The sequence below is a fragment of the Pantoea sp. GW821-FHT03E06 genome (assembly GCF_059420725.1).
The window spans coordinates 2,220,180-2,246,000 of the sequence record NZ_JBWKUG010000001.1 but is presented as its reverse complement, the minus strand read 5'-3'; the positions used below and the strand labels follow the sequence as shown (position 1 = coordinate 2,246,000).

The following is a 25,821-nucleotide window of genomic DNA, read 5'->3' as shown; positions in this document are numbered from 1 at the left end:
CACAAATCTTATTCTGCACGGCACCAGCCGTTTATGCGGCTAATAGTAATCGCCCATGCCGCACAACGAGCAGCTTTTCGCATGAAATAAACTAATTATAAACCACAGAAATAGTTATCCATTTGCACAGTTGTGAGGCGGATCGATTATTTTGCGGGAAGGTTGGTGAAATCGAGGGATCAGGGCAGCGCGATCTGCTGACTCAGCGCGCGAATGATGCCCGCTGTCATTCCCCAAATAAAGTAATCCTCATACCATGACAACCACACCTGATGCTGGCGATGGCCACGGCGAAGCGTCAGTCCACTATAACGGCTGAGGCGCAGCGCTTCGGAGAGCGGCATGGCAAAGGCGCTTTCAACTTCGTCGGGATTGAGGCGCAAAGCGAGATCGGCAGGAATAATGCCCACCACTGGCGTAACGGCAAAACCGGTACTGCTGGTGACGGGTGGCAGCACGCCAATAATTTGCACCTGCTGTGGCAAAATACCCACTTCCTCCTGCGCTTCACGCAGCGCCGTGTGGATAAGTGAAGAGTCCGTGGCATCCTGCATACCGCCGGGAAAGGCGACCTGGCCCGCATGTTTCCGCAAATGAGAGGATCGACGCGTGAGCAACAACCCAGGCTCCGCGCCATCAATCACCGGCACCAGCACCGCCGCGCGTCGACCACTAATGACACTTTTTGGGGTATGTAGCGGTGGCTGCAATACAAAACGGCTGACGAACTGTTCCAGCGTCAAATTCATCTCATTCCTCATGTCGCAAGCTGGGCAAGATACGGTTCACCTTATGGAAGGTTTCCTGATATTCAGCGTCGAGGTTACTGTCCGCCACTAATCCGCCACCGGCTGAGCAGTAAAGCTGTTGATTTTCTGCAATGAGTGTACGAATGGTGATGCTGGTGTCCATACGACCGCACAGGCTGATATACCCGATACTGCCACACCATGCGTTACGGCGATGTGGTTCTAACTCTTCGATAATCTCCATCGCGCGGATTTTTGGTGCGCCAGTAATTGAACCGCCGGGGAAGCAGGCGCGAAGCAGATCGGTAGCTGTCAGCGTTTCCGGCAAGTGCGCCCGAATGGTGCTGACAAGATGATGCACTGCTGGAAAAGGTTCAACCACAAAGAGTTCGGGAACGCTGACGCTGCCGGGTGTGGCAACGCGACCAATATCATTGCGTAACAGATCGACGATCATGAGGTTCTCGGCGCGATCCTTCTCGGAGTGAGCCAGTTTTTCCGCCTGCAGGCGGTCGGCTTCTGCGTCATCGAGGCGCGGTAATGTCCCTTTAATTGGGCGTGTTTCAATCTCCTGCCGTTGCAGAGAGAGGAAGCGCTCCGGTGATAGGCTGAGCAACGCACTGTGTGGCAAACGCAGAAATGCGCTAAACGGCGCGCGATTCGCCTGGTTAAGGCGTAAAAAGGCCTGCCATTCATCGCCGCGATAGCTAGCCTTGAAACGCTGCGCGAGATTAACCTGATAGCAATCACCGGCCTGAATGTAGGCCTGCACCGCCTGAAAGCGTTGTGCATAATCGTCAAAACTGAGGTTTGATTGCCACTCGCTGGTCAACGTAAAGGGATCCGTTTCCACAGCCGTTTGCGCTTGTAGCCATTGCCAGCGTTTTTCTGCGCTATTCAGGGAAACTAGCGTCAGTTTCTGTTGATGATGGTCGGCGATCAGCGCCCAATCATAAATGCCTATCGCCATGTCTGGCGTAGAGAGATCTTGCTGCGCATGGTGCGGCAGCGTTTCGAAGCGCCGCCCCAGATCATAGCCAAAGAGCCCCATGGCGCCGCCCTGGAAGGGAAGATCAGGATTGAAATCTGGCGTGGGACCTAAAGCCACGCAGTGCTGTTGCACCAGCGTAAGCGGATCGGCTGTAGAGTGAGTCACCGCATCTCCGCAGATAATTTCGGTGCTTTCGCCGCGCGTAGTCAGCGTCGCAAGCGGATCGGCGGTGAGGATATCAAAGCGGTTATCCGCGTGATTGGCCTGGCCAGAACTCAGTAACATCGCCCAGGGTTGATGGGCAAGGGGAGAGAAAAGGTGTACCAGCGTTTCAGGCGTATACTTCAGTACGAGACTATTTACCATTGTGGGACAAATCACTTCAGCAAGCAGGTCGCTAGCCTGGCATATTTTTTTGTTGCTGGCACCCGTTTGTTCCTCGTGGTAATAATGCGTCCCCCTTGTACCAGGAGAGAATTATGTTTACAGGTCTTCCAGCGTTATCTCACGAGCAGCAGCAGCAGGCGGTTGAACGTATTCAGGAGTTAATGGCGGGTGGTATGTCGAGCGGGCAGGCGATTGCACAAGTTGCGCAAGAAATTCGCCAAACCTATAAAGGCGAAGCTATTCGGGCGATGTTCGAAGACGATGAGGATGAAGAAGACGACAACGAATAACGCCCAAACAGCTTTACAGCGCGGCGATGATTTTAATTTCGACTTTATACTTCGGATTCATCAAGCCTGCTTGCACGGTGCAGCGCACCGGGGCATTGCCAGGCGAGACCCACGCATCCCAGGCGCGGTTCATTGCCGGGAAATCAGCCTTGTCGACCAGAAAAATGGTGGCATCAAGGATCTTACTTTTATCCGATCCCACGCGTGTAAGAATGGCGTCAATCACGGCTAACGCATTGGCCGTTTGCGCTTCTGCATCTTCATCCAGATTTTCCGGTACGCTGGTGTAATACACGGTTTGGTTATGCACTACGGCTTCGGACATCCGGTGTTCCGGATCAATACGCGTAATAGTCATGTGGTTCTCCTTTAGTTTTGCCGCGCTAGCCTGCCATATCCCAGGGGCGAATGTCATCTGTTGTGGTCGCCCAGGCGGAATCCTGACATAATTACAGTGGTTTTTAACGATGATGTGAGGAAGTGTGGCAGACGATTTTGCAGCTGATGGCGCGCTGGCGCAGGCGATTCCGGGGTTTAAACCGCGTGAAGCGCAGCGGGAAATGGCGAAAGCGGTAACCGAAGCGGTCAAAACAGGCGGCGAGCTGGTGGTTGAAGCGGGTACCGGCACCGGTAAAACCTATGCTTATCTGGCACCGGCGCTGCGTGCGAAAAAAAAGGTCATTGTCTCCACCGGTTCCAAAGCGTTGCAGGATCAACTGTACAATCGCGATCTGCCCACCATCGCGCGCGCCTTGAAGTTCAGCGGAAAAACGGCGCTGCTGAAAGGGCGATCCAACTATTTATGCCTCGAGCGTCTTGAGCAGCAAAATCAAACCGGTGGCGATCTTAGCGTGCAGGCGCTGGGTGATTTGATCAGCGTGCGCGGCTGGTCGTCAGAAACCACAGATGGCGATGTCAGCAACTGCAGCGGCGTGGCAGAAGACAGCCCAATCTGGCCGTTTGTCACCAGCACCAACGATAACTGCCTCGGTAGCGATTGCCCGCTGTATAAAGATTGCTTTGTAGTGAAAGCACGCAAAAAAGCCATGGATGCCGACGTGGTGGTGGTGAATCACCATCTGTTTCTCGCCGATTTGGTGGTGAAAGAGGGCGGCTTTGGTGAACTCATTCCCGAAGCCGATGTGATGATCTTTGATGAAGCGCACCAATTACCGGATATCGCTAGCCAGTATTTCGGCCAGCAATTATCGAGTCGGCAGCTACAGGATCTCGCCAAAGACATCATCATTGCCTATCGCACCGAAGTGCGCGATGTGCAGCAACTGCAAAAATCCGCCGACCGCCTGGCACAGTGCGCGCAAGACTTTCGTTTGACGCTGGGAGAGCCCGGCTTCCGCGGCAATTTGCGCGATTTGCTTAGCGATAACAACATCATGCGCATGTTTACGTTATTGGATGATGCGCTAGAGCTCTGCTACGACGTCATCAAACTTTCGCTAGGACGTTCAGCCCTGTTGGATGCTGCATTTGAACGTGCCGCGTTGTATCGCACGCGCCTGAAGCGTTTGCGAGCGATTGATGAGCCGGGCTTCAGCTATTGGTATGAGTGTAACAGCCGTCATTTTACGCTGGCGCTGACGCCGCTTTCCGTGGCGGAACGTTTTCGCGAGGTGATGGATAACCGCAAAGCGGCGTGGATATTCACCTCTGCGACGCTGGCCGTGAATGAGCAAATGAGCCATTTCTCCAGCCGCCTCGGTGTCGATAATGCGACTACCATGATTCTCGACAGCCCATTCGACTACACCCAACAAGCGCTACTCTGCGTCCCGCGTAATATGCCCGAGCCAAATCATCCCGGCGGTGCGCGGCAGCTGGCACGCATGATGAAACCGCTTATCGATGCCAATAAGGGCCGCTGTTTCTTCCTTTGTACCTCGCACAAGATGATGCGCGAGTTAGCGATAGAGTTTCGCGCCTCAATGACCTTGCCGGTGCTGCTGCAGGGCGAAACCAGTAAAGGACAGTTGCTGAAACAATTTCTTGAAGCCGGTAACGCCTTGCTGGTGGCGACCAGCAGCTTCTGGGAAGGCGTTGATGTGCGCGGTGAAGCGCTGTCACTGGTGATCATCGACAAGCTACCGTTTACGTCGCCGGAAGATCCGCTGCTGAAAGCACGCATGGAAGATTGTCGTCTGCGCGGCGGCGATCCTTTCAATGATGTGCAACTGCCCGATGCGGTGATCACCTTGAAACAGGGCGTGGGTCGATTGATCCGTGATACTGACGATCGTGGCGTGTTGGTGATTTGCGATCAACGTCTGGTTTCGCGTCCTTACGGCGGCCTGTTTCTTAACAGCCTGCCGCCCACGCCGCGCACCCGCGATATCGCTCGCGCCATTGAATTTGTTCGTCAGCCGCTGGATCGGTAATTTCTGCCAGGCTGTGATAAGATGCGCGCCATTTTGACTCTCTGAGGTTGTTATGTCCGTCCGAATTTTAGCCCTGGACACGGCGACAGAAGCCTGTTCTGCCGCGCTGCAAAACCTGCAGCAGATTGATGCCCGCTTTGAAATCGCCCCGCGCGATCACACCCAACGTATTCTCCCGCTGGTTCAGGAGCTGTTGCAGGCGCAGCAGCTGGATCTGACCGCGCTCGACGTGCTGGCATTCGGCCGCGGTCCGGGCAGCTTCACAGGTGTACGCATTGGCATCGGTATTGCGCAAGGGCTGGCGCTGGGCGCGAATTTGCCAATGATTGGTGTTTCCTCGTTAGCAACGATGGCGCAGGGCGCGTGGCGTCTGACGGGTGCGACACGTGTGCTGGCAGCAATTGATGCGCGTATGGGTGAACTCTATTGGGCTGAATATCAACGCGATGAACACGGCGAATGGCAAGGTGCGGAAACAGAAGCGGTGCTGAAACCCGAAGCCGCACAGGAACGCATCGCCACGTTAGCGGGTGAATGGACCACGGTGGGAACCGGCTGGCAGGCATATCCACATCTGCTGTCATCGCCTGGTGCCGTCCTTAAGGCTTCTGCAGTGTTATTGCCCGCGGCTGAAGATATGCTGCCGCTGGCGCTCAGCGCCTGGCAACGTCATGAAGCGGTAGCGGTTGAGAACGCCGAACCGGTTTATCTGCGTAATGAAGTGGCATGGAAAAAGTTGCCGGGACGCTAAACGGCGCGCAACTAATTTCTACGCGCCCAGTCTAAACAGAGAAATACAGGAGAAGTACTATGCCAATGAGTCGTAAAGGGATGTCTGGCGCTCTGTTAGCCTGCGCACTGCTGATAAGCGGCTGTGTTTCGGTGCCAGATTCAATTAAAGGAAGCTCGCAACTTCCACAGCAAGATTTGTTACGCGTGATGAATGCGCCGGAACTGTATGTCGGTCAGGAATCTCGTTTTGGCGGTAAAGTGGTTAAAGTGACGAATCTGAACGGGTCAACGCGTCTGGAAATTGCCACTCAACCACTGGATGAAAGTGCGCGACCGCGTTTAGGATCGGCATCCGTTGGCCGTATTTATGCGGATATAAGCGGGTTTGTTGACCCGATTGATTTGAATAACCAATACATTACCGTGCTGGGCAACATTAAAGGGACGGAAAAAGGGGAAATCGGTAAGGCGAGCTACAACTTTGTCGTTGTTGATGTGCGCGGTTATCAGCGCTGGCATTTGACGCAGCAGGTGATGACGCCGCCACAACCTATCGATCCTTACATTTGGTACGGACCCACGCGTCATCATCCGGGCTACTGGGGACCAAATCCTTATTGGGGGATGAATTTCGGCGGACCGGCTCAGGTGCAAACTATCCTCACCGAATAACGTTGTCTGTATTTTTATGGCCCGGTCGCGGTGCTTGCGACCGGGCCTTTTTATTGGGCGCGCAACCGATGCGCGAAATTTAGTGATGCGCTTCGCAACCTGAAAATGCCAAAACAGGCAAACTGGTACAATCAGTTAAAATATTGTTAACAACACTGATTGTCGAGGCGGCGATGGCTATACAACAAGAATATCGGGGTGATTCTTTGAATAAGGTTTGGCTCAAACGCTATCCGCCAGATGTCCCAGCGGAAATTAGTGCCGATCGCTACACTTCGCTGGTCGATCTTTTCGAGCACGCAACACAGCACTATGCCGATCAGGTGGCATTCATCAATATGGGGCAGCCGATGACCTATCGGCAGCTGGAGAAGCAGAGCCGCGCGTTTGCTGCCTGGCTGCAGCAGGGGCTGGGGCTCAAGCAGGGCGATCGTGTGGCGTTAATGATGCCAAATCTGCTGCAGTATCCTGTCGCGCTATTTGGCGTGCTGCGTGCTGGTATGGTGGTGGTGAATGTCAATCCGCTCTATACGCCGCGCGAACTTAAACATCAGCTAATTGATAGCGGTGCCAGCGCTATCGTGATTGTCTCTAACTTTGCCCATACGCTGGAAAAAGTGGTCGCTGAGACGCCCATCAAGCATGTGATGCTTACCCGCATGGGCGATCAGCTGGCACCGGTAAAGGCGACGCTGGTGAACTTCGTCGTTAAATACGTGAAAAAGCTGGTACCGAAATATCATCTGCCCGGTGCGGTTCCGTTCCGCAGTGCTCTACAGCAGGGCGAACAGATGACCTATCAGCGTCCGGCCATCACCAACGACGATCTGGCATTCCTGCAATATACCGGCGGTACCACCGGCGTTGCCAAAGGCGCGATGCTAACGCACCGTAATATGCAGGCCAATCTGGAACAGACCAAAGCCACTTACGGCAAACTATTGCGTCCGGGTAAAGAGCAGGTGGTTACCGCGCTCCCGCTGTATCATATTTTTGCGCTGACGGTGAATGGGTTGCTCTTCCTCGATCTCGGCGGGACTAACCTGCTGATTACCAATCCGCGCGATATTCCAGGCTTTGTCAAAGAGCTCAGCAAATTCCCGTTTACCGCCATTACCGGCGTGAATACGTTATTCAATGCGCTGCTGAATGATGCCAATTTCAACAAACTGGATTTCTCCACGCTGCGGCTGTCCGCAGGCGGCGGTATGGCGGTGCAAAAAGCGGTGGCCGAACGTTGGGAAAAACTCACGGGCCACTATTTGCTGGAAGGCTATGGCCTCACTGAATGTTCGCCGTTGGTGTCTGTCAATCCCTATGACATTACCTGTCATACCGGCAGTATTGGTTTGCCGGTGCCTTCAACAGATGTGCGCATCGTGGACGATGAAGATAAAGATGTTCCGCCTGGTGAACCGGGTGAACTGTGCATTCGTGGTCCGCAGGTGATGACAGGCTACTGGCAGCGCGCCGATGCCACCGATGAAGTGCTGAAAAATGGCTGGCTGCATACCGGCGATGTTGTTACCGTTGATAGCGAAGGCTTTATTCGCATCGTCGATCGTAAGAAAGACATGATTCTGGTGTCGGGCTTTAACGTGTATCCTAACGAGATTGAAGATGTGCTTATGCAGCACGAGAAAGTGCGTGAAGCGGCGGCGATTGGCGTACCGAGCGATCTTTCGGGTGAAGCCGTCAAAGTGTGTATTGTGAAGAAAGATCCTTCCTTAACGAAAGAAGAGGTGCTGGATCATTGCCGTCGTCAGCTCACCGGCTACAAAGTGCCGAAGATTATTGAGTTTCGTGACGAGCTGCCGAAGACCAATGTGGGCAAAATTTTGCGCCGTGAATTGCGTGATGAGGCGAAGCGAGAAGGGCAGTAACGCACCCTTCTCCCCAGGTTAACGCCGGCACAGTCCGGCGTTTTTATTGCTTTTAACATGGAGCGCTGCGCGTAGTTTGCCGCAGCGAGAAAGACAACGTGAATTACACCCTGATCGACCAAAATGACCAACTGGCCGCCGTTTGCGAGAAAGCTCGCCAGCATACAGCCGTGGCGCTGGATACTGAATTTGTGCGTACGCGCACTTACTATCCGCAGCTCGGCCTGATTCAGCTGTTTGATGGTGATCAGCTGATCCTGATCGATCCGCTTAACATTAGTGACTGGACGCCGTTTGTCGCTCTGCTGCAGGATAAGCAGATCACTAAATTCCTGCACGCCGGTGGCGAAGATCTTGAAGTTTTCCTGCACCGTTTTAAATGCCTGCCCAATCCGATGGTTGATACACAAATCCTGGCGGCATTTATCGGCCAGCCACTATCGTGGGGCTTTGCTTCAATGGTGATGCATTTCAATCAAATCGAATTGGATAAAAGCGAATCGCGTACCGACTGGCTCGCGCGTCCGCTGACCGAACGTCAGTGTGAATACGCAGCGGCCGATGTGGCCTATCTGCTTCCTATCGCCCATCAGCTGGTGGCGCAAACCGAAGCTGCGGGCAATATGGCGGCGGCGCTTAGCGAATGCGATACGTTGTGCCAGCGCCGTCTTGATGTGCTGCAACCGGAAGAAGCGTGGCGTGATATCACTAACGCATGGCAGTTACGTCCGCGTCAGCTGGCCGCCTTACAGCGTCTCGCAGCATGGCGTTTAAACATCGCACGTCAGAAAGATATGGCGGTGAATTTTGTGGTGCGTGAAGAGAATTTGTGGAAAGTGGCGCGCTTTATGCCGGGCAGTCTTGGCGAGTTGGACCATTTAGGTCTTAATGGCCATGAGATCCGCTTCCACGGTAAAGCGATGGTGGCATTAGTCGCTGAAGCGCTGGCACAGGATGAAGCTACCTTGCCGCAGCCGCTGCCAAATCTGATCGATCATCCGCACTACAAGCAGGCGTTCAAAGCCATTAAGGCGCTGGTACAGCAGGTGAGTGAAGAGAGCGGATTTAGTCAGGAGTTGCTGGCATCACGTCGCCAGATCAATCAGGTGCTGAGTGTTCATTGGGGATTGAAGAGCGCTTCGCGTACACCGGAACTGCTTTCTGGTTGGCGCGGCGATCTGCTTAAAGCTGGTATCGACGAGATTCTGCAGGCGCTTTAAGACAGCATTTTCCCCTGCGCAACAACGCAGGGGAAAATCAGGAAACCGCTTTAATCATTTAGGAACGTCTTCCGGCTCCGGCAGTGTTACGTTGAGCTCAAGGATAGAGATATCATCCCCTTTCTGATCCAGCTGAACGGTCACCATATCCGGGTCAATTTTTACGTATTTACAGATCACTTCCAAAATATCGCGCTTCAGCTGCGGCAGGTAATGGGGCTCACTGTCACCCCTTCTGCGTTCGGCTACGATAATCTGTAGCCTTTCCTTGGCTATATTGGCTGTGTTCTTCTTACGGGATAAAAAGAAATCAAGTAATGCCATTGGTTATCCCCCGAACAGGCGTTTAAGGAAACCCTTCTTCTCTTCTTCAATAAAGCGGAAGGGGCGTTCTTCGCCAAGCAGGCGATCTACGGTATCAGCATAGGCTTTACCGGCGTCAGCGTTTGCGTCGAGGATCACCGGCTCACCCTGGTTAGAAGCACGCAGCACAGATTGATCTTCCGGAATCACACCAACCAGCGGAATGCGCAGAATTTCCAGCACATCTTCCATGCTCAGCATATCGCCACGCGTCACGCGGCCAGGATTATAACGGGTCAACAGCAGATGCTCTTTTACCGGATCCTGGCTGTTCTCGGCACGACGTGATTTAGAGGAGATAATGCCAAGAATACGGTCGGAGTCACGTACTGAAGAGACTTCTGGGTTGGTGGTGATGATCGCTTCATCCGCGAAGTACAACGCCATCAGTGCGCCAGTTTCAATACCCGCCGGTGAGTCGCACACGATAAAGTCGAACTCCATCGCCGCCAAATCGTTTAGTACCTTCTCAACGCCTTCACGGGTCAGCGCATCTTTATCACGCGTTTGCGAGGCGGGCAGAATGTAGAGCTGCTCGGTGCGCTTGTCGCGGATCAGCGCCTGATTCAGGGTGGCATCGCCCTGGATGACGTTTACAAAGTCATAAACCACGCGGCGTTCACAGCCCATGATTAAATCAAGGTTACGCAGACCGATATCGAAATCGATAACGACGGTTTTTTTGCCTTTCTGCGCTAACCCGGTAGCGATGGCCGCGCTTGACGTGGTCTTGCCAACGCCCCCTTTACCCGATGTAACTACAATAATGCGTGCCATAAATGTTGATTTCCTTAACGAAAGAAAAGGGGCTTAATTAAGTGTCTGAATGGTGAGTGCGCCTTCCTGGAGGCTCAGGCGCGCAGCTTTACCAAAAAATTCCGCCGGAATCTGATCAATCATCCAATATTCCCCGGCAATTGAGACCAACTCTGCGGCGAGGTTGGTGCAAAAAATCTGGCTATCGCTTTGGCCGCCCACGCCGGCGAGTGCACGCCCACGCATCATGCCGTAAATATGGATATTGCCGTCTGCGACCAATTCCGCGCCGGCGCTGACGCTGCTGGTGACAATGAGATCGGCATTGCGCGCATAAATTTGTTGTCCCGAACGCACCGGTGTATTGATGATGCGCGTTTTACTGGTGCCTTCCACTACCGCAGGGGCAACCGGCGCGGCCTCAGTAACAGGGGCACTTGTCTGTTTGCGATTCTCTTTACCTTCAGAAAGAACCGGCAAACCTGCGCGGGCAATCATTTTTTTCAGGGCTTCATCTTTGCAACCGCTAACGCCAACAATACGCAGCCCGGTAGCCATCACCGCTTGTTGCATCTGCTTCCAGTTAATGTCGCCGGTTAACGCTGACACATTGAGCACCACAGGTGCATTCTGCAAAAAGGCGGGAGCCTGATCGATTTTGTCCTGTAGCGCCTGACGAATCACCTCGGGTTGCGAATGGTGCAGATGAACGACTGATAGGGTAAAACTGCTTCCCTTAAATTCGATTGGCGTTTGCGACATCTGTGCTGACTCAGTCCTGTTTTACGACCCTTAAATGTACGTCGATAAAATCGGCAATAACATCAAACGGTCAATATTCGAAGTTCTGCAAGCATGTTATAGTTACTGCTATATTCAGGCAAGTGACGCCACCGGTTAATTCGAGTAAAAAATATGTTTTGTGTGATCTACAGAAGCCCGCAACGTGAACAGACTTATCTGTATGTTGAAAAAAAAGACGATTTCTCACGTGTGCCTGAAGAACTGCTGCGTGGCTTCGGCAAACCCCAGCTGGCAATGGTGCTGTCACTGGATAAGCGTGACAAGCTAGCCAACGCTGATATCAATAAAGTTAAGCAAGGATTGAGCGATAACGGCTATTATTTGCAGATTCCGCCGCCGGTTGAAAGTCTGCTCAACATTCATCTCGATCAGGGTAAAAAAGATTAATTCAGATTCATCTGTAAATATATCCTGTAGAAATAATCAGTGCTATTTGCGTTAATTAACTGCCCGTGTAAAACTTTTATTGCGGGCAATTATCAAAACGCTTAGTCGATTTTGTCGCAAAGAATTAACGACTCTTGACAATTTCCGCCACGCCAGCCGTGATAAACCCGCTAATATATTCCTCCTCAGCCTGCCGCGTTCCGGCGCTGAAACAGACAGCGTCGCCAGCATCACTGGCGGCATACACAACTAAAGCAGGGGAATAGCATGTATCAGCATCGTAACTGGCAAGGCGCTCTGTTGGATTATCCTGTCAGCAAAGTGGTTTGCGTTGGCAGCAACTATGCGAAGCACATCAAGGAGATGGGCAGCGCCACGCCCACTGAACCGGTGGTGTTTATCAAACCAGAAACCGCGGTATGCGATCTGCGCCAGCCGCTGTCGATTCCGACAAATTTTGGTGAAGTGCATCATGAAGTTGAGCTGGCGGTACTGATTGGCTCGACGCTGAAGCAGGCGAACGAAGAACACGTGGCGAAGGCCATTGCCGGCTATGGCGTCGCGCTGGATTTGACCCTACGTGATGTGCAGGCCGGTTTGAAGAAAGCGGGCCAACCCTGGGAAAAATCCAAAGGGTTCGATAACTCGTGTCCATTGTCGGGTTTTATTCCCGTTGCTGAGTTTAGCGGCGATCCACAGAACACCGAACTGAAGCTGGTTGTTAACGGCGAAGTGCGCCAGCATGGCACTACTGCGGATATGATCCACAAAATCCTGCCGCTGATTGCCTACATGAGCCAATATTTCACCCTGCGCGCGGGCGATGTGGTGCTGACCGGTACACCTGAAGGCGTTGGCCCAATGCGCTCAGGTGATAAGCTGGAAGTCTCGCTTGCCGGCCACGGTATCGCGACTCGCGTACTGTAAAACTTGCATCACCGCACCTGAACCTTTATAAGGTGCGGTCTTATTATTAACCCGGACCGCCATCATGACTGAACAACCTTTCTGGCAGACAAAACGCCTTGACCAAATGAACGACGCAGAGTGGGAATCTCTATGCGACGGCTGTGGCCAATGTTGCCTGAATAAGTTGCAGGATGCGGACACGGATGAAATCTACTTTACCAACGTGGCCTGCAATCAGCTGAACATCAAGACCTGCCAGTGTCGAAGCTACGAGCGTCGTTTTGAGTTAGAAGAGAATTGCATAAAGCTGACGCGTGAAAATCTCACCAGTTTTGAATGGTTGCCGCGTACCTGCGCGTATCGCGTGTTAGGGGAAGGGAAAACCTTGCCAGCCTGGCATCCGCTGATTGCCGGTTCGAAAAAGGCGATGCATGCTCAGCGCATTTCAGTGCGTTTTATTGCGGTGCGCGAGAGTGAAGTGCGCGATTGGGAAGAGCATATCATTGATCGACCCGATCGCAACGGGTAAGCGAGAAACAGGCAGCCTTGGCTGCCTGTTTTGTTACTGCTTAACGCCCGAACAGATCGCGGCGTTTTGGTTTGAACGGTTGCGCAATCAGTACCAGCAGCGCGACTAACAGATATGCCGCGAAAATGACGATCATCCACTGCGGCATGCTCCAGGTGAGGAACGTCCAGCCACGCTCGGCGCAGTCGCCACTCGCCACAAACACCGCTGGCAGCCATTTATCCAGCGGTAACCAGGTAGGGAAGCGGGCGGCAAAGTCGCAGGTCACAAACGGATTAGGATGCAGCTGAATCATGGTGTGTTCGTAAGAGAGACGAGCCCCTTCATAGGCGCTATAGATCCAGATGAGGATCGCCGCCCAGCGCAGTGGCGTTTTCGGTGCAATCGCTCCGACGATACCCGCACCCATCACGCCGAATAGCGCGCAGCGTTCATAAATACACATCACACAAGGCTGTAATCCCATAACGTGCTGGAAATACAACGCAGTCAACTCAAAGGCCAGTGCTGTTAGGGCCAGCAGTAGCCAGGCACCTCTTCCATACGAGCATTGATTCAAATATCGCAACATAGTGCTTTTCCTGTAACCGTTAATGTGTCGCAGTGTAAACCAAAAGCGTAACCGTGCCAGCCAGGCAATAGGAAAAAATCTTAAACAAAAATGACTTAAGTCGAGTTCCGTTGAAAAAAGAGGGCATGGAGTGAAAGAGGATAAGCCGGCATAGCGCAACCCTGTGCTTCTGCTTGAAGGGGCCCTGAGATCGCGACTGAATTTTGCGCCAGCGCGCGCTTTTAATCGGTTGGCAGGCTATTTCCGCTATAGCCGCTCTGGTATGATGAGTCGCATTACGATAAAGAAAGTAACGAGAAATAAATGCTATGGTGATTAAGGCGCAGAGCCCTGCGGGATTTGCTGAAGAGTATATTATTGAGAGCATCTGGAATAGTCGTTTTCCACCGGGATCTATTCTGCCTGCCGAACGTGAGCTTTCTGAACTGATTGGCGTAACTCGCACCACGTTGCGCGAAGTGCTGCAGCGACTAGCTCGCGATGGCTGGTTGACCATTCAGCACGGCAAACCGACGCGCGTTAACGATTTCTGGGAAACCTCCGGTTTAAACATTCTCGAAACTCTGGCTCGTCTCGACCACGATAGCGTGCCGCAGCTGATTGATAATCTGCTGTCGGTGCGCACGAATATTGCTTCCATTTTTATCAGCCGTGCGCTGCGTCATCATCCAGATAAAGCGCGTGAAGTACTGGAAAATGCGTTGAGTGAGGAAGACAAAGCAGAGGCTTATACCGAGCTGGATTACCGTGTGTTCCGCGGATTGGCTTTTGCTTCTGGAAATCCTATTTATGGTCTGATTTTAAATGGCCTTAAAGGACTTTATACCCGCGTTGGTCGTCACTATTTCTCCAACCTCGAAGCGCGTGAGCTGGCGCGTAACTTCTATCGTCAGCTGGCGGATTTGTGCGTTGCCAACCCTTCACAAGAGCAGATCGTTGATAGCGTGCGCGACTATGGTCGTCGCAGCGGCGAGATTTGGCACAAAATGCAGAAAAGCATGCCGGATGATTTAGCCAGCAAACGATAAAGAAAAACCGGACTTCACAGTCCGGTTTTTTTGTTATAGCGATGGACCGCGCGCGGGCGATCGATCCAGCAACTCTACGCTGCCATCCTCATTCTGCTGCTCAAGAATGACATCAAAGCCCCATAAGCGATGTACATGCTTCAGAACTTCTTTACGACTCTTATCAAGCGGCGCCCGCTGTTGCGGCACGTAACGCAACGTTAAAGAACGATCGCCGCGTAAGTCGACGTTATAAACCTGAATGTTAGGTTCCAGATTGCTCAGATTATATTGCGCCGATAGCTGCTGCCGAATGGCGCGATAACCCGCTTCGTCATGAATAGCCGCAATTTCGAGGAAATTGTTGCGGTCATCGTCCATCACCGTAAACAACCGGAAATCACGCATTACTTTTGGCGACAGGAACTGGCTAATGAAGCTTTCATCTTTAAACTCGCGCATCGCAAAATGCAGGGTCTTCAGCCAATCTGAACCGGCAATATCAGGGAACCAGTAGCGATCTTCTTCGGTAGGTGTCTGACAGATGCGCTTGATATCCTGGAACATTGCGAAGCCCAGTGCATACGGGTTGATGCCGTTATACCACTGGCTGTTATACGGCGGCTGATACACAACATTGGTGTGGCTGTGCAGGAACTCCATCATAAAGCGTTCCGACACTTTGCCCTCGTCATACAGATGATTCAGGATGGTGTAGTGCCAGAAGGTGGCCCAACCTTCATTCATCACCTGCGTCTGTTTCTGCGGATAAAAGTATTGACTGACTTTGCGGACAATACGCAGCACCTCACGTTGCCAGGATTCCAGCAGCGGTGCATTTTTCTCCATGAAGTAGAGCAGATTTTCCTGCGGCTCAGAAGGGTAGCGTGAAGCCTCAACGTGTACCGACTCCTTCTCTTTGCGCGGTAGCGTGCGCCACAGCGTATTCACCTGGCTCTGCAAATACTCTTCACGACTCTGCTGCCGTGCTTTCTCTTCCTGCAGTGAAATCTTTTGCGGGCGCTTGTAACGATCAACACCGTAATTCATCAGCGCATGGCAGGAATCCAGCAGACGTTCCACTTCTTCCACACCGTAACGCTCTTCGCAATCGGTAATGTAATTTCGCGCAAACAGCAGGTAATCGACGATTGAACTGGCATCGGTCCAGCTACGGAACAGATAGTTATTTTTGAAGAAAGAGTTGTGACCATAACAGGCGTGCGCCATCACCAGCGCCTGCATGGTCATGGTGTTCTCTTCCATCAAATAGGCGATACACGGATTGGAATTAATGACGATCTCATAAGCCAGGCCTTGCTGACCGTGCTTATAGCGTTGTTCGGTTTCGATGAATTTCTTGCCAAACGACCAGTGTGCATAGTTGATCGGCATACCCACGCTGGAGTACGCATCCATCATCTGTTCGGAGGTGATCACTTCAATTTGGTGCGGATAGGTTTCCAGCCCGTAGCTTTTCGCTACCCGGTCAATTTCCGCCAGATAATCATCCAGCAGTTCGAAGGTCCAGTCTGGGCCGTCACTGAGTCGTTTACTGCTGCGGGTTGGCTCGTCAAAGATTGTCGTCATAGCGCACCTCTGTTTTGCAAGCGGCAGGGATTACCTGTCACGATCGTTTAAGGCCTCATCCTGAGTAAAGATGGCCCAATAAAACTGAGCGAACACTTCAATGATAGTCCACTGTCGCTTATCCGAAACTGGATCTCAATCGAATTCTTTTGGCAGAAAATCATTCAAAAAGCGCCAGTTAAGACGCCGCATGTGATAAATATTGGTTTTATTATGGATTGCAGAGTAATGCTCTGTTTATAAGTTAAATGTATGACTGCGGCGCTTTCTCCTGAAAAAAGAGTAAACCACTCCCTGACGCATAATAAATGGCTGAATAACGGTTTTAAGGCATAAAAAATCCTGATTTTTGATGTGCTGCATGATTTCAGTGTGCAGGCAGGTGAAAAACATGTGAAATATGTCGATCGAATGTAAGATTTGATTGGCGGTGAAATTATGCTGCCTTGGGCTTGGTTAGTAGTTAATTGTTCTTTTGCTGCGACGAGGGGCTTATGCGCGTAGTGATTCTTGGTAGTGGTGTGGTTGGGGTTGCAAGCGCCTGGTATTTGGCTCAGGCCGGACATGACGTCACGGTGATCGATCGTCAGCCCGCAGCGGCGTTAGAAACTAGCGCCGGTAACGCCGGACAGATATCGCCAGGCTATGCCGCGCCCTGGGCGGCGCCGGGCGTGCCGCTCAAAGCGGTAAAATGGATGTTCCAGCGTCACGCCCCGTTGGCGGTTCGTCTCGATGGCAGCAAGTTCCAGCTGGAATGGATGTGGAATATGTTGCGTAACTGCGACATGCAGCACTATCAAGAGAACAAAAGCCGTATGGTGCGCATCGCGGAATACAGCCGCGACTGCCTGAAAACGCTGCGTGCCAGCACCGGTATCGCTTACGAAGGTCGCCAGGGCGGGACGCTGCAACTTTTCCGTACTCAGCAGCAGTTTGAAAGCGCCAGTAAAGATATTGCTGTGCTGCGCGATGCCGGCGTGCCGTATGAGTTGCTGGAAGCGCATCAACTGAAAAATGTCGAACCGGCGCTAGCGGCCACGGCACACAAACTTACCGGCGGCCTGCGTTTACCTAACGATGAAACCGGCGATTGCCAATTGTTTACCCAGCGTCTGGCTGAGATGGCCGCAGCGGCGGGCGTCACCTTCCGCTATAACACGTCGGTGGATCAACTGCTGCGCGAAGGTAACCGCATTTATGGCGTGAAGTGTGGCGATGAAGTGATTAAAGCCGATGCGTATGTGGTGGCGTTTGGTTCCTATTCGACGGCGCTGTTGAAAGATATCCTTTCAATCCCGGTGTATCCGCTGAAAGGGTATTCGCTGACGATTCCAATTAAAGATGCCGATGCTGCGCCGGTTTCCACCATCCTTGATGAGACCTACAAAGTGGCGGTGACGCGCTTCGACGATCGCATCCGCGTGGGCGGCATGGCGGAAATTGTTGGTTTTAACACCAAACTGTTGCCAGCACGACGTGAAACGCTGGAGATGGTGGTCCGCGATCTCTATCCTGAGGGCGGATATGTTGAACAGGCCACGTTCTGGACCGGATTGCGTCCTATGACCCCGGACGGAACGCCCATTGTTGGACGCACGCCGCTCTCCAATCTCTATCTCAATACCGGCCACGGCACGTTGGGATGGACGATGGCGTGTGGTTCCGGTCAGCTTCTGGCTGATTTAATTTCCGGTCAGAAACCGGCGATCGCCGCAGATGATTTGTCCGTGCTGCGCTACCTGCCGGGTTTTGAGCCCCATTCGTCGCCACTGCGTAACGCCAGCGCGACGCGTTAAAACCTCAGGGAGAGTTAAAGCATGTCACGTCCAACCGGTGCCACCATCAATCAACAGGCGCTGCGTCACAATCTTGCTACTGTGCGTCAGGCTGCTCCACACTCGCACGTCTGGTCGGTAGTAAAGGCTAATGCGTATGGTCACGGTGTTGCACGCGTGTGGCAAAGTCTCGCCGAAACTGATGGGTTTGCCCTGTTAAATATGGAAGAGGCCATCCTGCTGCGTGAGCAGGGATGGAAAAAACCGATTCTCCTGCTGGAGGGTTTTTTCCATGCGGAAGATTTAACGCTGATCGATCGTTATCGCCTTACAACCAGCGTGCACAGTAACTGGCAAATTCAGGCGCTGGCGAAAGCGCGGCTGTCGGCGCCGGTTGATGTTTATCTGAAAATTAACAGCGGCATGAATCGGCTGGGTTTCCGACCGGAACTGGCGCAGGCGGCATGGCAAAAACTGCGGGCTTTGCCGACTGTAGGTGAGATGACGCTGATGGCGCACTTTGCCGATGCGGAAAATCCGGATGGCTTAATTGAGCCGATGAAGCGTGTGGAGCTGGCGGCAGAAGGGTTGCATTGTCCTCGTTCCTTGTCGAACTCTGCGGCCACGTTGTGGCACCCGGAAGCACATTTCGATTGGGTACGTCCCGGCATTATTCTCTATGGCGCGTCACCCAGCGGCGACTGGCAGGATATCGCCAGCACCGGATTGCAGCCGGTGATGACGCTTAACAGCGAGATCATTGGCGTACAGCAATTAAATGCCGGTGATGGTGTTGGTTATGGGTATCGCTATCATGCTGGTGCCGCACAACGTATTGGTATTGTCGCCTGCGGTTACGCCGATGGTTATCCACGCCACGCACCAACGGGCACACCCGTTTGCGTTGATGGTGTGCGCACGCAAACCCTGGGCGCGATCTCCATGGACATGATGATGGTCGATTTGGAACCTTGCCCGCAGGCTGGAATTGGCTCGAAGGTTGAGCTGTGGGGTAATCAGGTTAAGATCGATGAGGTTGCAAAAGCCGCCGGAACGGTGGGCTACGAGCTGATGTGTGCGCTCGCGCCACGCGTTCCGGTTGAAGTTATTTAAGCGCGGTCACGCTGCCGCGCATATTTTTGCTGCAGCGCCAGGCGATGAGGGCCAGCGCTGCACCCGTCAGCATCATCAATGCCAGAGACGATTTCTCCGCCACCGGTAGGGCCACGATGGCCATACTTCCACCGGCACCGCACGCCATCTGTATAAATCCTTGTAAGGCTGCAGCGACACCGGCCTGCTGTTGATACGGCTCCAGCGCGTAGCTGGTGGCCGGCCCGACGGTAAACGCTAATCCTGCCACAGAAACGGCCACCGGGATCATGTATAGCGCCCAATGGTTTTGCCATGCGGCCGGAAAGAGTGCAGTGCCCATCATCAGCAGAATGGCGCCAATCAACATCGTCGCAAAACCCATCGCCAGACAGAACGGGCGTCCCGCTTTGCGAATGGTTTTATTCACGAAGGCGCTTACCAGCATGATCCAAAAACCATTGGCGCCAAAGGCGAAGGAGAATTGGAGTGGCGTGAGGCCGCCTTCGGTCATCAACACATGCGGCGCCAGTGAAACATACGTTAGCACCATGCCCAACGCACCGGCATTAGCAAATGCGAAGGCAAGGAAGCGTGGTTCACGCGCAATTGCGCCATACTGCGCCAGCGGCAACCCTTTTACCCGCAGCGTGTCTGCAGGGCGCGTTTCTGGCAGCCAGATGACGACAATCAATCCGATAACTACCGCATAACCGCACAGGAACCAGAATGGTGCGCGCCAGCCATAGGCTTCCGCCAGAATACCACCCAGCAGCGGAGCCAGAGCCGGAACAATATTCAATGCGCCATTGAGAAAACCGTAAGCGCGAGCCGCATCTTCACCACTCAGGCGATCGCGCACGCCACTAAAGGCCACTACTGCGCTGCAGCACACGCCGCAACCCTGGATGATGCGCGCCAGGAAGAACACCGGCCATTGCGTGGCGGTGGCCGCAACGATGCTGCCAATGATGTACAAGCCCAGGCCAATCAGCGCGATTGGCTTACGGCCAAAATTATCAACCAGTGGTCCGGTTACCAGCTGACCGATACCCATCACCAGCAAAAACAGGGGAATGGTGAGCTGGATGAGGCTCACCGGGCTGTTCAGGCCATCGGCGATTTGCGGCAGAGTGGGGAGGTAAAGATCAATGCCAAGCGGTGCCAGCAGCACGAGGCTTAGAAGTATCAGGGTGAATTTTTGCATTACGTACCGAAACGACCTGTTAAACAAGCGGGAAGGGTAATGACTCTGTGAGGAAAAAGAAAGGGATAAAAAGAAAAGGCGATGCCTGCCAAACTGCGCAGGCATCGCGTCGAGGGTATTAGTAAGCGCCGTCGCGACGCACCACGACACCCGCGGTTTTAAACAGAATGGCGATGTCCGTCCATAGCGCCCAGTTTTTAACATACCAGGAATCGAAGTAAACGCGCGTATCGTAATCGATATCGTTACGGCCGCTGACCTGCCACAAACCTGTCATGCCGGGTTTGGCCATCAGGTAATAATCCACATCACCCGCATAGCGTTCCAGCTCTGCCTCGATGACGGGGCGTGGGCCCACCAGGCTCATTTCACCACGAATCACATTCCACAATTGCGGCAGCTCATCAAGGCTGGTTTTACGCAGGAAGTTACCAATTTTGGTCACGCGCGGATCGTTTTTCAGTTTAAAGTCACGATCCCATTCCGCACGCGCCTCGTCGCTGGTTGCCAGCAGGTTCTGCAGCACTTCTTGCGAGTTGGTCACCATTGAGCGGAACTTAAGGCATTTGAATTTCACGCCATCCTGACCGACGCGCTCATGACCATAAATCGCATTACCGCCGTCACGCTTCACCATTGCACATAGCAATCCAAATACCGGACCAAGGAACACCAGCAGCATAGAAGCTACAACAATATCGAAGGTACGCTTCAGGAAACGAGAAGAGCGTTTCGCCAGGTTGTTGCTCACGCGCAAAATCATCACTTCATGGCTGAAGATGAATGACATATCGGTACCATACAGCGGTACACCGCGCAGCGTTGGGATCACGGAGATCGACCGACACTTCATTTTAGACAGGAACTTCAGCCATTTATCGCGCACCACTTGCTGTTCATATTCTGTGGCGACGATAAATTGCGTGTTGTCGCGGTCCATGGTTTGCCAGTTGATATCTTTCCAGGTGATAACCGGTACGCCGTTAACTTTTTCATGCTGCTGGTCATCATCGAGGGAGATAAAGGCCTGCACGTTGTAGCCCAGGATCTCCTCGCTTTGTAACGCGGCATAGGCTTCCATGGCGTTTTTACCAGAACCAATGATGATGGTTTCCTTCTGCCATTGACCTGCGCGGTTAATGGCCCGCTTAACCACGGCTCGCATCAGCGGCAGCAGCAGCAGGGCATAGGTCCAGCTGAACACCCATACCATGCGGGAGAAGTCCCATTTTGAAAAGGCAATCAGCGCCAGATCAAGCAGAGAGAAAACAAACAGCGTTTTAATCACCTCTTTTAATTCAAACCAAAACGGTTTGCGGTAGGTGTAATGGCGCATCCGTACCCAGAACCAGGCGGTACAAAGTACGGATAAACCTAACTGCGCAATAAAACGATATTCAATCTGTTGCGGCGGAATAAACGTATCCAGTTCACCCCAAATACCTTGCACGGTGGCGGCAGATAAAAACAATGCCAAATTTAATGCTATTAAATCGGAGACACTCAGTGCGACTTTTGCGATGAGGTTTTTGCGCAGTCCGCTCCACGAGCGGGTTGCATTGTTCATTATTAAAGTACTTGCCATAAAACCTGCTCTCTTTTCTTAAGTAAAAGATGGCCTGACCAGAATCAAGTACGCGCTCAGGAGTGGTCCGCTGAAAATCAGGAAAAATAATATTTTCAGCGAGATATAAGTCAGTGCTGCCATAAGCGCTGCATGGAAAGGACCGTTTGAGACGTGATACACGTCACGAAAAGCTGCAGCAACGGTTAAGAGTATGCAGGAGTTATTTGACAGAGTTAATATGGAAATAGTCTGAAAAGGAAATAAATGACTAAAGAAATAATGGGGTAATCTGATGAAAAATAAGGCTAAAATCTCAATGTTCGACAATATAATGCTTGTTTTTAAGACTGCTTTTCGGAATCACCGCCATTTTAATAAATGGCGGTAACGGCAATCAGGCAGGTTTTTTTAGTACCCACAGGTCCTGCTCCTTGTCATAGTGCCCAATTTGCAAATCGACAGCCTTACCATCAATTGACGCTGGCACACTGGTTTCACTGTCCCAGCCGTCGAGTTGGTCCACCAGGCCGGGATTGGTTTTGCCAGGAATACTCACAGTCTCCATATTGTCATTATTGAACGTTGCATCAACAATTTCATAGCGACCGATTTTTACCACGTGTTCCATTATATTCTCCCGTGTTTGCTGGGTTGAATAGTGAGCATAGTCGTTAACACGCAGTTTACGAGCGTTAAGAGCTCGGATTATTCCTTCTCTTCCATTACGCGCACGCCAATTTTGACGATCTGATTATCTTCTTTTTCGGCCACGGTCCAGGTGAGTTGGTTCCACTCGACCTGATCGCCAACCACCGGTGTGCTGCCCAGCAGGCTCATCACCAGCTGACCCAGCGACTGTTGATCGTTCGTCTGCTCATCCAACTCGAGCCCGTATATTTGCGCCACATCGCGCAGGCGAGCGTCTGCATCCAGAATAAAATCACCAAAGAAGCGCTGATCCAGCGCCACCGGCGGCGATTGGCTGAACATTTTGCCAAGGGCAGGTAAATCACGTTCACGACCAATAACGCAGAGTACATCACCCTCTTTTAGCCGCGTATTACCATTCGGGTGCATCAGTGCGTTATCGCGGAACAGGGCAGCAATTCGTGTTTCTCGCGGCATCTGCAAATCACGCAGCGCTGCTCCCACACACCATTTGTCCGCGCTCAATTGATAAATGAATTGCTCCCAGGGATTCTCAGGATGGATATCCAGCCCAACCCGGCTGATTGGCGATGCGGTTGGCGGTACCACAACTTTTGCACGTTTAGCGGCATAGCCCAGTGACGTACCTTGCAGCATCAGCGACACCAGCACGACAAAGAAGGCGATGTTGAAGTAGAGTTTGGCATTTTCTAATCCAGCCATCATCGGGAATACCGCGAGGATAATCGGTACGGCGCCGCGTAGGCCAACCCAACTGATAAAGATGCGTTCGCGTCCGGTGAAGCCTTTGAAGGGCAGAAGACCAACCAGAATGGAAAGGGGGCGCGCGACTAAAATTAGCCACAAGGAGAGAATCATCGCCGGCACAGCGATGTGCCATAAGTCGGACGGCGTCACCAGCAAGCCCAGCACAATGAACATGCCAATTTGGCTCAGCCAGGCCATGCCATCAAAGGTTTGCAAAATACCGTGGCGGTTGCGAATGGGGCTGTTACCCAGCAGGAAACCGCACAAATAAACCGCCAGAATGCCGCTGCCTTCCATGACGGTGGTTAGCGCAAAGACGATGATGCCACCGCTTACCGCCAGCAGTGGATACAAACCTTGCGCGAGATTAATACGATTAATTAACTGCTGCAGCGCCCAGCCGCCACCAAGGCCTAATACGATGCCTAAACCGAATTGCTGTACCAGATGCACCACGAACATCCAGCTCAGACCGGATTGGCCCTGCTGAATCATGTCGATCAGCGTGATGGTAAGAAACACCGCCATCGGGTCGTTGCTGCCGGATTCGATTTCCAGCGTAGAGCTCACGCGCTCGTTGAGACCTTTATCGCCTAAAAGCGAAAACACCGCGGCGGCATCAGTGGAACCGATAATCGCCCCAATCAGGAAGCCCTGCATTAAATCAAGTTTGAATAACCACGCGGCAGCGACGCCGGTTAAACCGGCGGTGATCATCACGCCGACGGTCGCCAGCGATAGCGCCGGTCCAAGAGCCACCTTCAACGAGGAGGCTTTGGTACGCATACCGCCGTCCAGCAGGATGATAGCTAACGCAAGGTTAGAAACCAGATAGGCAACCGGGTAGTTGTCGAAGGCAATACCACCAATGCCATCAATTCCGGCCAGCATGCCGAGCGCAAGGAAGATGACCAGAATGGGAATGCCAAGGCGTGAAGAGAATGAACTCAGCAAAATACTTGCTGCAACCAGCACGGAACCAATAATGAACAAACTGTAAATCATGCTGGTATTCAACGGCGTTCTCCTGCGGCGGGACCAAAAAAACAAACTGCGGGGGGATTCACACAGACAAGCTGAAAAGATAATGCCTTATCAATAGCTTGTCAGCGCTTAATTGCACTTTTTTTCATTCTGCGGGTCGGCATCCCATATAAGGTTAAATTCGTATGAAAAAAGCACAGTTTTTCAGGGGGAGTGAGCGTAGCCGCGGAAAAGAAAAAGCCGGTCGGTGACCGGCTTATAAACTTAGGCTTCAGCAGCCTGTTTGTGGAAAAGTTCTCTAAATACAGGGTAGATGTCTTCTGGCTCACGAATATGTTGTATCGCAAAGTTATCGAACATCGCCTGCAGGTGCTCGTACTCGCGCCATAAGGTCTGATGAGCTCGGCGCGTAATCTCGATGTAGCTGTAATAACGTACTACTGGCAGAATATGTTTAGCTAAAATCTCGTGACAGAGTGGAGAATCATCAGCCCAGTTATCGCCATCCGAAGCTTGCGCCGCGTAGATGTTCCATTGTGCCGGGTCATAACGCTCTTTCACCACCTCATCCATCAGTTTAAGTGCGCTTGAAACGATGGTGCCGCCGGTTTCCTGCGAGTAGAAGAACTCCTGTTCATCCACTTCTTTCGCTTGCGTGTGGTGGCGAATGTATACCACGTCAACGTTCTTATAGGTTCGGCTCAGGAACAGATACAGCAGGATATAAAAGCGCTTCGCCATATCTTTAGTCGCTTGATCCATCGAACCTGACACGTCCATCAAGCAGAACATGACTGCCTGGCTGGAGGGTTCCGGCCGCTTTTCAAAGTTTTTGTAACGCAGATCAAAGGTATCAATAAACGGCACCCGCTCGATGCGCGCACGCAATTCAGCGATCTCTTTGCGTAACCGCTCTTCTTCCAGCAATTGAGCCGGCTCGCTGTTCTCCACCTCTTTCAGTGTGTCTTCCAGCTCATGCAGCATGCGACGTTTACCCGCAGTCATCGCCGTCCGACGAGCGAGCGAATTCTGCAGCGAACGCACCACGCTGATGTTGGCAGGCACACCGTTTGAGGTGAATCCAGCACGGTGCGTTTTGTACTCATTTAGCTGACGATGCTGATTCTTGCGCAGATTCGGCAGCGCAAGATCCTCAAATAACAGATCGAGATATTCGTCTTTAGAAATCTGGAAAACGAATTCATCCTGGCCTTCACCATCCTGACTGGCGTTGCCCTGGCCGCTTCCACCGCCACCGCCGCCTTGTGGACGCTCGATACGGTCGTTCTGCACGAAGTGATCGTTCCCTGGGTGGACGCGATGGCGACTGCCGCCGCGACCCTGATGGAAACTCGGTTCATTAATATCGTCAATTGGAATCGAGACCGATTCGCCGCTCTCGACATCGGTCACCGAACGCTTATTGATGGCCTCGGAGATCGATTGCTTGATTTGCGACTTATAACGGCGCAGAAAGCGCTGCCGATTAACGGCGCTTTTATTCTTACCGTTCAGACGCCGATCGATAAAATAGGCCATAAAACTCC

General features: G+C 52.5%; 25 protein-coding genes. 12 read left to right on the top strand and 13 right to left on the bottom strand.

Features of this window, described 5'->3' with window-relative positions; genetic code table 11:
* Nucleotides 1-179: 179 nt before the first annotated feature.
* Both AC07WB_RS10460 and pabB read right to left on the bottom strand, forming a co-directional pair.
* Nucleotides 180-749, bottom strand: coding sequence for a CoA pyrophosphatase (locus AC07WB_RS10460; RefSeq protein ID WP_097097136.1), 570 nt, complete (start codon nucleotides 747-749; stop codon nucleotides 180-182).
* 1 nt (nucleotide 750) lies between these two features.
* A complete protein-coding gene (gene pabB, locus AC07WB_RS10455; protein ID WP_494940452.1) occupies nucleotides 751-2,106 on the bottom strand; it encodes an aminodeoxychorismate synthase component 1 in 1,356 nt (451 codons plus the stop codon).
* Between the two features lie 113 nt (nucleotides 2,107-2,219).
* Here pabB and AC07WB_RS10450 point away from each other — a divergent pair, with 113 nt between their 5' ends.
* Nucleotides 2,220-2,417, top strand: a complete 198-nt coding sequence (locus AC07WB_RS10450; protein ID WP_008110398.1) for a YoaH family protein — start codon at nucleotides 2,220-2,222, stop codon at nucleotides 2,415-2,417.
* Between the two features lie 13 nt (nucleotides 2,418-2,430).
* Here AC07WB_RS10450 and AC07WB_RS10445 read toward each other — a convergent pair whose 3' ends face one another.
* The gene (locus AC07WB_RS10445; RefSeq protein ID WP_097097139.1) at nucleotides 2,431-2,775 is read right to left on the bottom strand and encodes a RidA family protein; all 345 of its coding nucleotides are present in this window, start codon (nucleotides 2,773-2,775) and stop codon (nucleotides 2,431-2,433) included.
* Nucleotides 2,776-2,899: 124 nt separating this feature from the next.
* Between AC07WB_RS10445 and yoaA the strand changes: the two genes are divergently transcribed.
* The 5 genes from yoaA (at nucleotide 2,900) to rnd (ending at nucleotide 9,317) form a co-directional block, all read left to right on the top strand.
* The gene (yoaA, locus tag AC07WB_RS10440; RefSeq protein ID WP_345829526.1) at nucleotides 2,900-4,810 is read left to right on the top strand and encodes a DNA repair helicase YoaA; all 1,911 of its coding nucleotides are present in this window, start codon (nucleotides 2,900-2,902) and stop codon (nucleotides 4,808-4,810) included.
* A 52-nt stretch (nucleotides 4,811-4,862) separates the two neighbouring features.
* A complete protein-coding gene (gene tsaB, locus AC07WB_RS10435) occupies nucleotides 4,863-5,561 on the top strand; it encodes a tRNA (adenosine(37)-N6)-threonylcarbamoyltransferase complex dimerization subunit type 1 TsaB (RefSeq protein WP_345829528.1) in 699 nt (232 codons plus the stop codon).
* Between the two features lie 59 nt (nucleotides 5,562-5,620).
* A complete protein-coding gene (locus AC07WB_RS10430; RefSeq protein ID WP_494940451.1) occupies nucleotides 5,621-6,214 on the top strand; it encodes a Slp family lipoprotein in 594 nt (197 codons plus the stop codon).
* Between the two features lie 206 nt (nucleotides 6,215-6,420).
* Nucleotides 6,421-8,097 (top strand): long-chain-fatty-acid--CoA ligase FadD, encoded by a 1,677-nt coding sequence (gene fadD, locus AC07WB_RS10425; RefSeq protein WP_141400251.1) that lies wholly within the window; start codon nucleotides 6,421-6,423, stop codon nucleotides 8,095-8,097.
* A gap of 98 nt (nucleotides 8,098-8,195) precedes the next feature.
* Entirely contained in the window at nucleotides 8,196-9,317 is a 1,122-nt protein-coding gene (gene rnd / locus AC07WB_RS10420) for a ribonuclease D (RefSeq protein WP_097097144.1), read from the top strand.
* A gap of 54 nt (nucleotides 9,318-9,371) precedes the next feature.
* On the opposite strand, the gene minE is transcribed toward rnd, so the two are convergent.
* Genes minE through minC form a run of 3 tightly spaced genes read right to left on the bottom strand, consistent with a single transcriptional unit; the run spans nucleotide 9,372 to nucleotide 11,198 of the window.
* The gene (minE, locus tag AC07WB_RS10415; protein ID WP_007889661.1) at nucleotides 9,372-9,641 is read right to left on the bottom strand and encodes a cell division topological specificity factor MinE; all 270 of its coding nucleotides are present in this window, start codon (nucleotides 9,639-9,641) and stop codon (nucleotides 9,372-9,374) included.
* A 3-nt stretch (nucleotides 9,642-9,644) separates the two neighbouring features.
* Nucleotides 9,645-10,457 (bottom strand): septum site-determining protein MinD, encoded by an 813-nt coding sequence (minD, locus tag AC07WB_RS10410; protein WP_007889662.1) that lies wholly within the window; start codon nucleotides 10,455-10,457, stop codon nucleotides 9,645-9,647.
* Between the two features lie 33 nt (nucleotides 10,458-10,490).
* On the bottom strand, nucleotides 10,491-11,198 hold the full coding sequence (gene minC, locus AC07WB_RS10405) for a septum site-determining protein MinC (protein WP_400456025.1): 708 nt from the start codon (nucleotides 11,196-11,198) through the stop codon (nucleotides 10,491-10,493).
* Between the two features lie 153 nt (nucleotides 11,199-11,351).
* On the opposite strand from minC, the gene AC07WB_RS10400 reads away from it, so the two are divergent.
* The 3 genes from AC07WB_RS10400 (at nucleotide 11,352) to ycgN (ending at nucleotide 13,065) form a co-directional block, all read left to right on the top strand.
* Nucleotides 11,352-11,627 carry a YcgL domain-containing protein gene (locus AC07WB_RS10400; protein ID WP_097097146.1) on the top strand — a complete coding sequence of 92 codons (276 nt, stop codon included), beginning with the start codon at nucleotides 11,352-11,354 and terminating at the stop codon, nucleotides 11,625-11,627.
* Nucleotides 11,628-11,894: 267 nt separating this feature from the next.
* Complete coding sequence (locus AC07WB_RS10395; protein ID WP_097097147.1) at nucleotides 11,895-12,554, top strand: fumarylacetoacetate hydrolase family protein; 660 nt, start codon at nucleotides 11,895-11,897, stop codon at nucleotides 12,552-12,554.
* Between the two features lie 64 nt (nucleotides 12,555-12,618).
* Nucleotides 12,619-13,065, top strand: a complete 447-nt coding sequence (gene ycgN / locus AC07WB_RS10390; protein ID WP_007889667.1) for a cysteine cluster protein YcgN — start codon at nucleotides 12,619-12,621, stop codon at nucleotides 13,063-13,065.
* 40 nt (nucleotides 13,066-13,105) lie between these two features.
* Here ycgN and dsbB read toward each other — a convergent pair whose 3' ends face one another.
* The gene (gene dsbB, locus AC07WB_RS10385; RefSeq protein ID WP_097097148.1) at nucleotides 13,106-13,636 is read right to left on the bottom strand and encodes a disulfide bond formation protein DsbB; all 531 of its coding nucleotides are present in this window, start codon (nucleotides 13,634-13,636) and stop codon (nucleotides 13,106-13,108) included.
* A 308-nt stretch (nucleotides 13,637-13,944) separates the two neighbouring features.
* Between dsbB and fadR the strand changes: the two genes are divergently transcribed.
* Nucleotides 13,945-14,664 (top strand): fatty acid metabolism transcriptional regulator FadR, encoded by a 720-nt coding sequence (gene fadR, locus AC07WB_RS10380; protein ID WP_097097149.1) that lies wholly within the window; start codon nucleotides 13,945-13,947, stop codon nucleotides 14,662-14,664.
* 33 nt (nucleotides 14,665-14,697) lie between these two features.
* On the opposite strand, the gene AC07WB_RS10375 is transcribed toward fadR, so the two are convergent.
* Entirely contained in the window at nucleotides 14,698-16,233 is a 1,536-nt protein-coding gene (locus tag AC07WB_RS10375) for a SpoVR family protein (RefSeq protein WP_097097150.1), read from the bottom strand.
* A gap of 494 nt (nucleotides 16,234-16,727) precedes the next feature.
* On the opposite strand from AC07WB_RS10375, the gene AC07WB_RS10370 reads away from it, so the two are divergent.
* Both AC07WB_RS10370 and dadX read left to right on the top strand, forming a co-directional pair.
* Nucleotides 16,728-18,029, top strand: a complete 1,302-nt coding sequence (locus AC07WB_RS10370) for a D-amino acid dehydrogenase (RefSeq protein WP_097097151.1) — start codon at nucleotides 16,728-16,730, stop codon at nucleotides 18,027-18,029.
* 21 nt (nucleotides 18,030-18,050) lie between these two features.
* Complete coding sequence (gene dadX, locus AC07WB_RS10365) at nucleotides 18,051-19,121, top strand: catabolic alanine racemase DadX (RefSeq protein ID WP_494940450.1); 1,071 nt, start codon at nucleotides 18,051-18,053, stop codon at nucleotides 19,119-19,121.
* Here the strand turns inward: dadX and AC07WB_RS10360 are convergent.
* The 5 genes from AC07WB_RS10360 to AC07WB_RS10340 all read right to left on the bottom strand — a co-directional run bounded on the left by AC07WB_RS10360 (nucleotide 19,114) and on the right by AC07WB_RS10340 (nucleotide 25,813).
* Nucleotides 19,114-20,307 carry a multidrug effflux MFS transporter gene (locus tag AC07WB_RS10360; protein WP_097097153.1) on the bottom strand — a complete coding sequence of 398 codons (1,194 nt, stop codon included), beginning with the start codon at nucleotides 20,305-20,307 and terminating at the stop codon, nucleotides 19,114-19,116. The genes dadX and AC07WB_RS10360 overlap by 8 nt on opposite strands.
* Before the next feature lie 118 nt (nucleotides 20,308-20,425).
* A complete protein-coding gene (gene wbaP / locus AC07WB_RS10355; protein ID WP_400456018.1) occupies nucleotides 20,426-21,892 on the bottom strand; it encodes an undecaprenyl-phosphate galactose phosphotransferase WbaP in 1,467 nt (488 codons plus the stop codon).
* A gap of 376 nt (nucleotides 21,893-22,268) precedes the next feature.
* Entirely contained in the window at nucleotides 22,269-22,502 is a 234-nt protein-coding gene (locus AC07WB_RS10350; RefSeq protein ID WP_097097155.1) for a DUF1480 family protein, read from the bottom strand.
* A 77-nt stretch (nucleotides 22,503-22,579) separates the two neighbouring features.
* Nucleotides 22,580-24,307 (bottom strand): potassium/proton antiporter, encoded by a 1,728-nt coding sequence (locus AC07WB_RS10345; RefSeq protein ID WP_097097156.1) that lies wholly within the window; start codon nucleotides 24,305-24,307, stop codon nucleotides 22,580-22,582.
* A gap of 231 nt (nucleotides 24,308-24,538) precedes the next feature.
* The gene (locus AC07WB_RS10340; RefSeq protein WP_097097157.1) at nucleotides 24,539-25,813 is read right to left on the bottom strand and encodes a YeaH/YhbH family protein; all 1,275 of its coding nucleotides are present in this window, start codon (nucleotides 25,811-25,813) and stop codon (nucleotides 24,539-24,541) included.
* Nucleotides 25,814-25,821 lie beyond the last annotated feature (8 nt).

Coding starts and splice junctions, on each gene's coding strand:
- AC07WB_RS10460 (WP_097097136.1), bottom strand. CDS start 749: ATGAATTTGACGCTGGAACAGTTCGTCAGCCGTTTTGTATTGCAGCCA.
- pabB (WP_494940452.1), bottom strand. CDS start 2,106: ATGGTAAATAGTCTCGTACTGAAGTATACGCCTGAAACGCTGGTACAC.
- AC07WB_RS10450 (WP_008110398.1), top strand. CDS start 2,220: ATGTTTACAGGTCTTCCAGCGTTATCTCACGAGCAGCAGCAGCAGGCG.
- AC07WB_RS10445 (WP_097097139.1), bottom strand. CDS start 2,775: ATGACTATTACGCGTATTGATCCGGAACACCGGATGTCCGAAGCCGTA.
- tsaB (WP_345829528.1), top strand. CDS start 4,863: ATGTCCGTCCGAATTTTAGCCCTGGACACGGCGACAGAAGCCTGTTCT.
- AC07WB_RS10430 (WP_494940451.1), top strand. CDS start 5,621: ATGCCAATGAGTCGTAAAGGGATGTCTGGCGCTCTGTTAGCCTGCGCA.
- minE (WP_007889661.1), bottom strand. CDS start 9,641: ATGGCATTACTTGATTTCTTTTTATCCCGTAAGAAGAACACAGCCAAT.
- minD (WP_007889662.1), bottom strand. CDS start 10,457: ATGGCACGCATTATTGTAGTTACATCGGGTAAAGGGGGCGTTGGCAAG.
- minC (WP_400456025.1), bottom strand. CDS start 11,198: ATGTCGCAAACGCCAATCGAATTTAAGGGAAGCAGTTTTACCCTATCA.
- AC07WB_RS10400 (WP_097097146.1), top strand. CDS start 11,352: ATGTTTTGTGTGATCTACAGAAGCCCGCAACGTGAACAGACTTATCTG.
- AC07WB_RS10395 (WP_097097147.1), top strand. CDS start 11,895: ATGTATCAGCATCGTAACTGGCAAGGCGCTCTGTTGGATTATCCTGTC.
- ycgN (WP_007889667.1), top strand. CDS start 12,619: ATGACTGAACAACCTTTCTGGCAGACAAAACGCCTTGACCAAATGAAC.
- dsbB (WP_097097148.1), bottom strand. CDS start 13,636: ATGTTGCGATATTTGAATCAATGCTCGTATGGAAGAGGTGCCTGGCTA.
- fadR (WP_097097149.1), top strand. CDS start 13,945: ATGGTGATTAAGGCGCAGAGCCCTGCGGGATTTGCTGAAGAGTATATT.
- AC07WB_RS10375 (WP_097097150.1), bottom strand. CDS start 16,233: ATGACGACAATCTTTGACGAGCCAACCCGCAGCAGTAAACGACTCAGT.
- AC07WB_RS10370 (WP_097097151.1), top strand. CDS start 16,728: ATGCGCGTAGTGATTCTTGGTAGTGGTGTGGTTGGGGTTGCAAGCGCC.
- dadX (WP_494940450.1), top strand. CDS start 18,051: ATGTCACGTCCAACCGGTGCCACCATCAATCAACAGGCGCTGCGTCAC.
- AC07WB_RS10360 (WP_097097153.1), bottom strand. CDS start 20,307: ATGCAAAAATTCACCCTGATACTTCTAAGCCTCGTGCTGCTGGCACCG.
- wbaP (WP_400456018.1), bottom strand. CDS start 21,892: ATGGCAAGTACTTTAATAATGAACAATGCAACCCGCTCGTGGAGCGGA.
- AC07WB_RS10350 (WP_097097155.1), bottom strand. CDS start 22,502: ATGGAACACGTGGTAAAAATCGGTCGCTATGAAATTGTTGATGCAACG.
- AC07WB_RS10340 (WP_097097157.1), bottom strand. CDS start 25,813: ATGGCCTATTTTATCGATCGGCGTCTGAACGGTAAGAATAAAAGCGCC.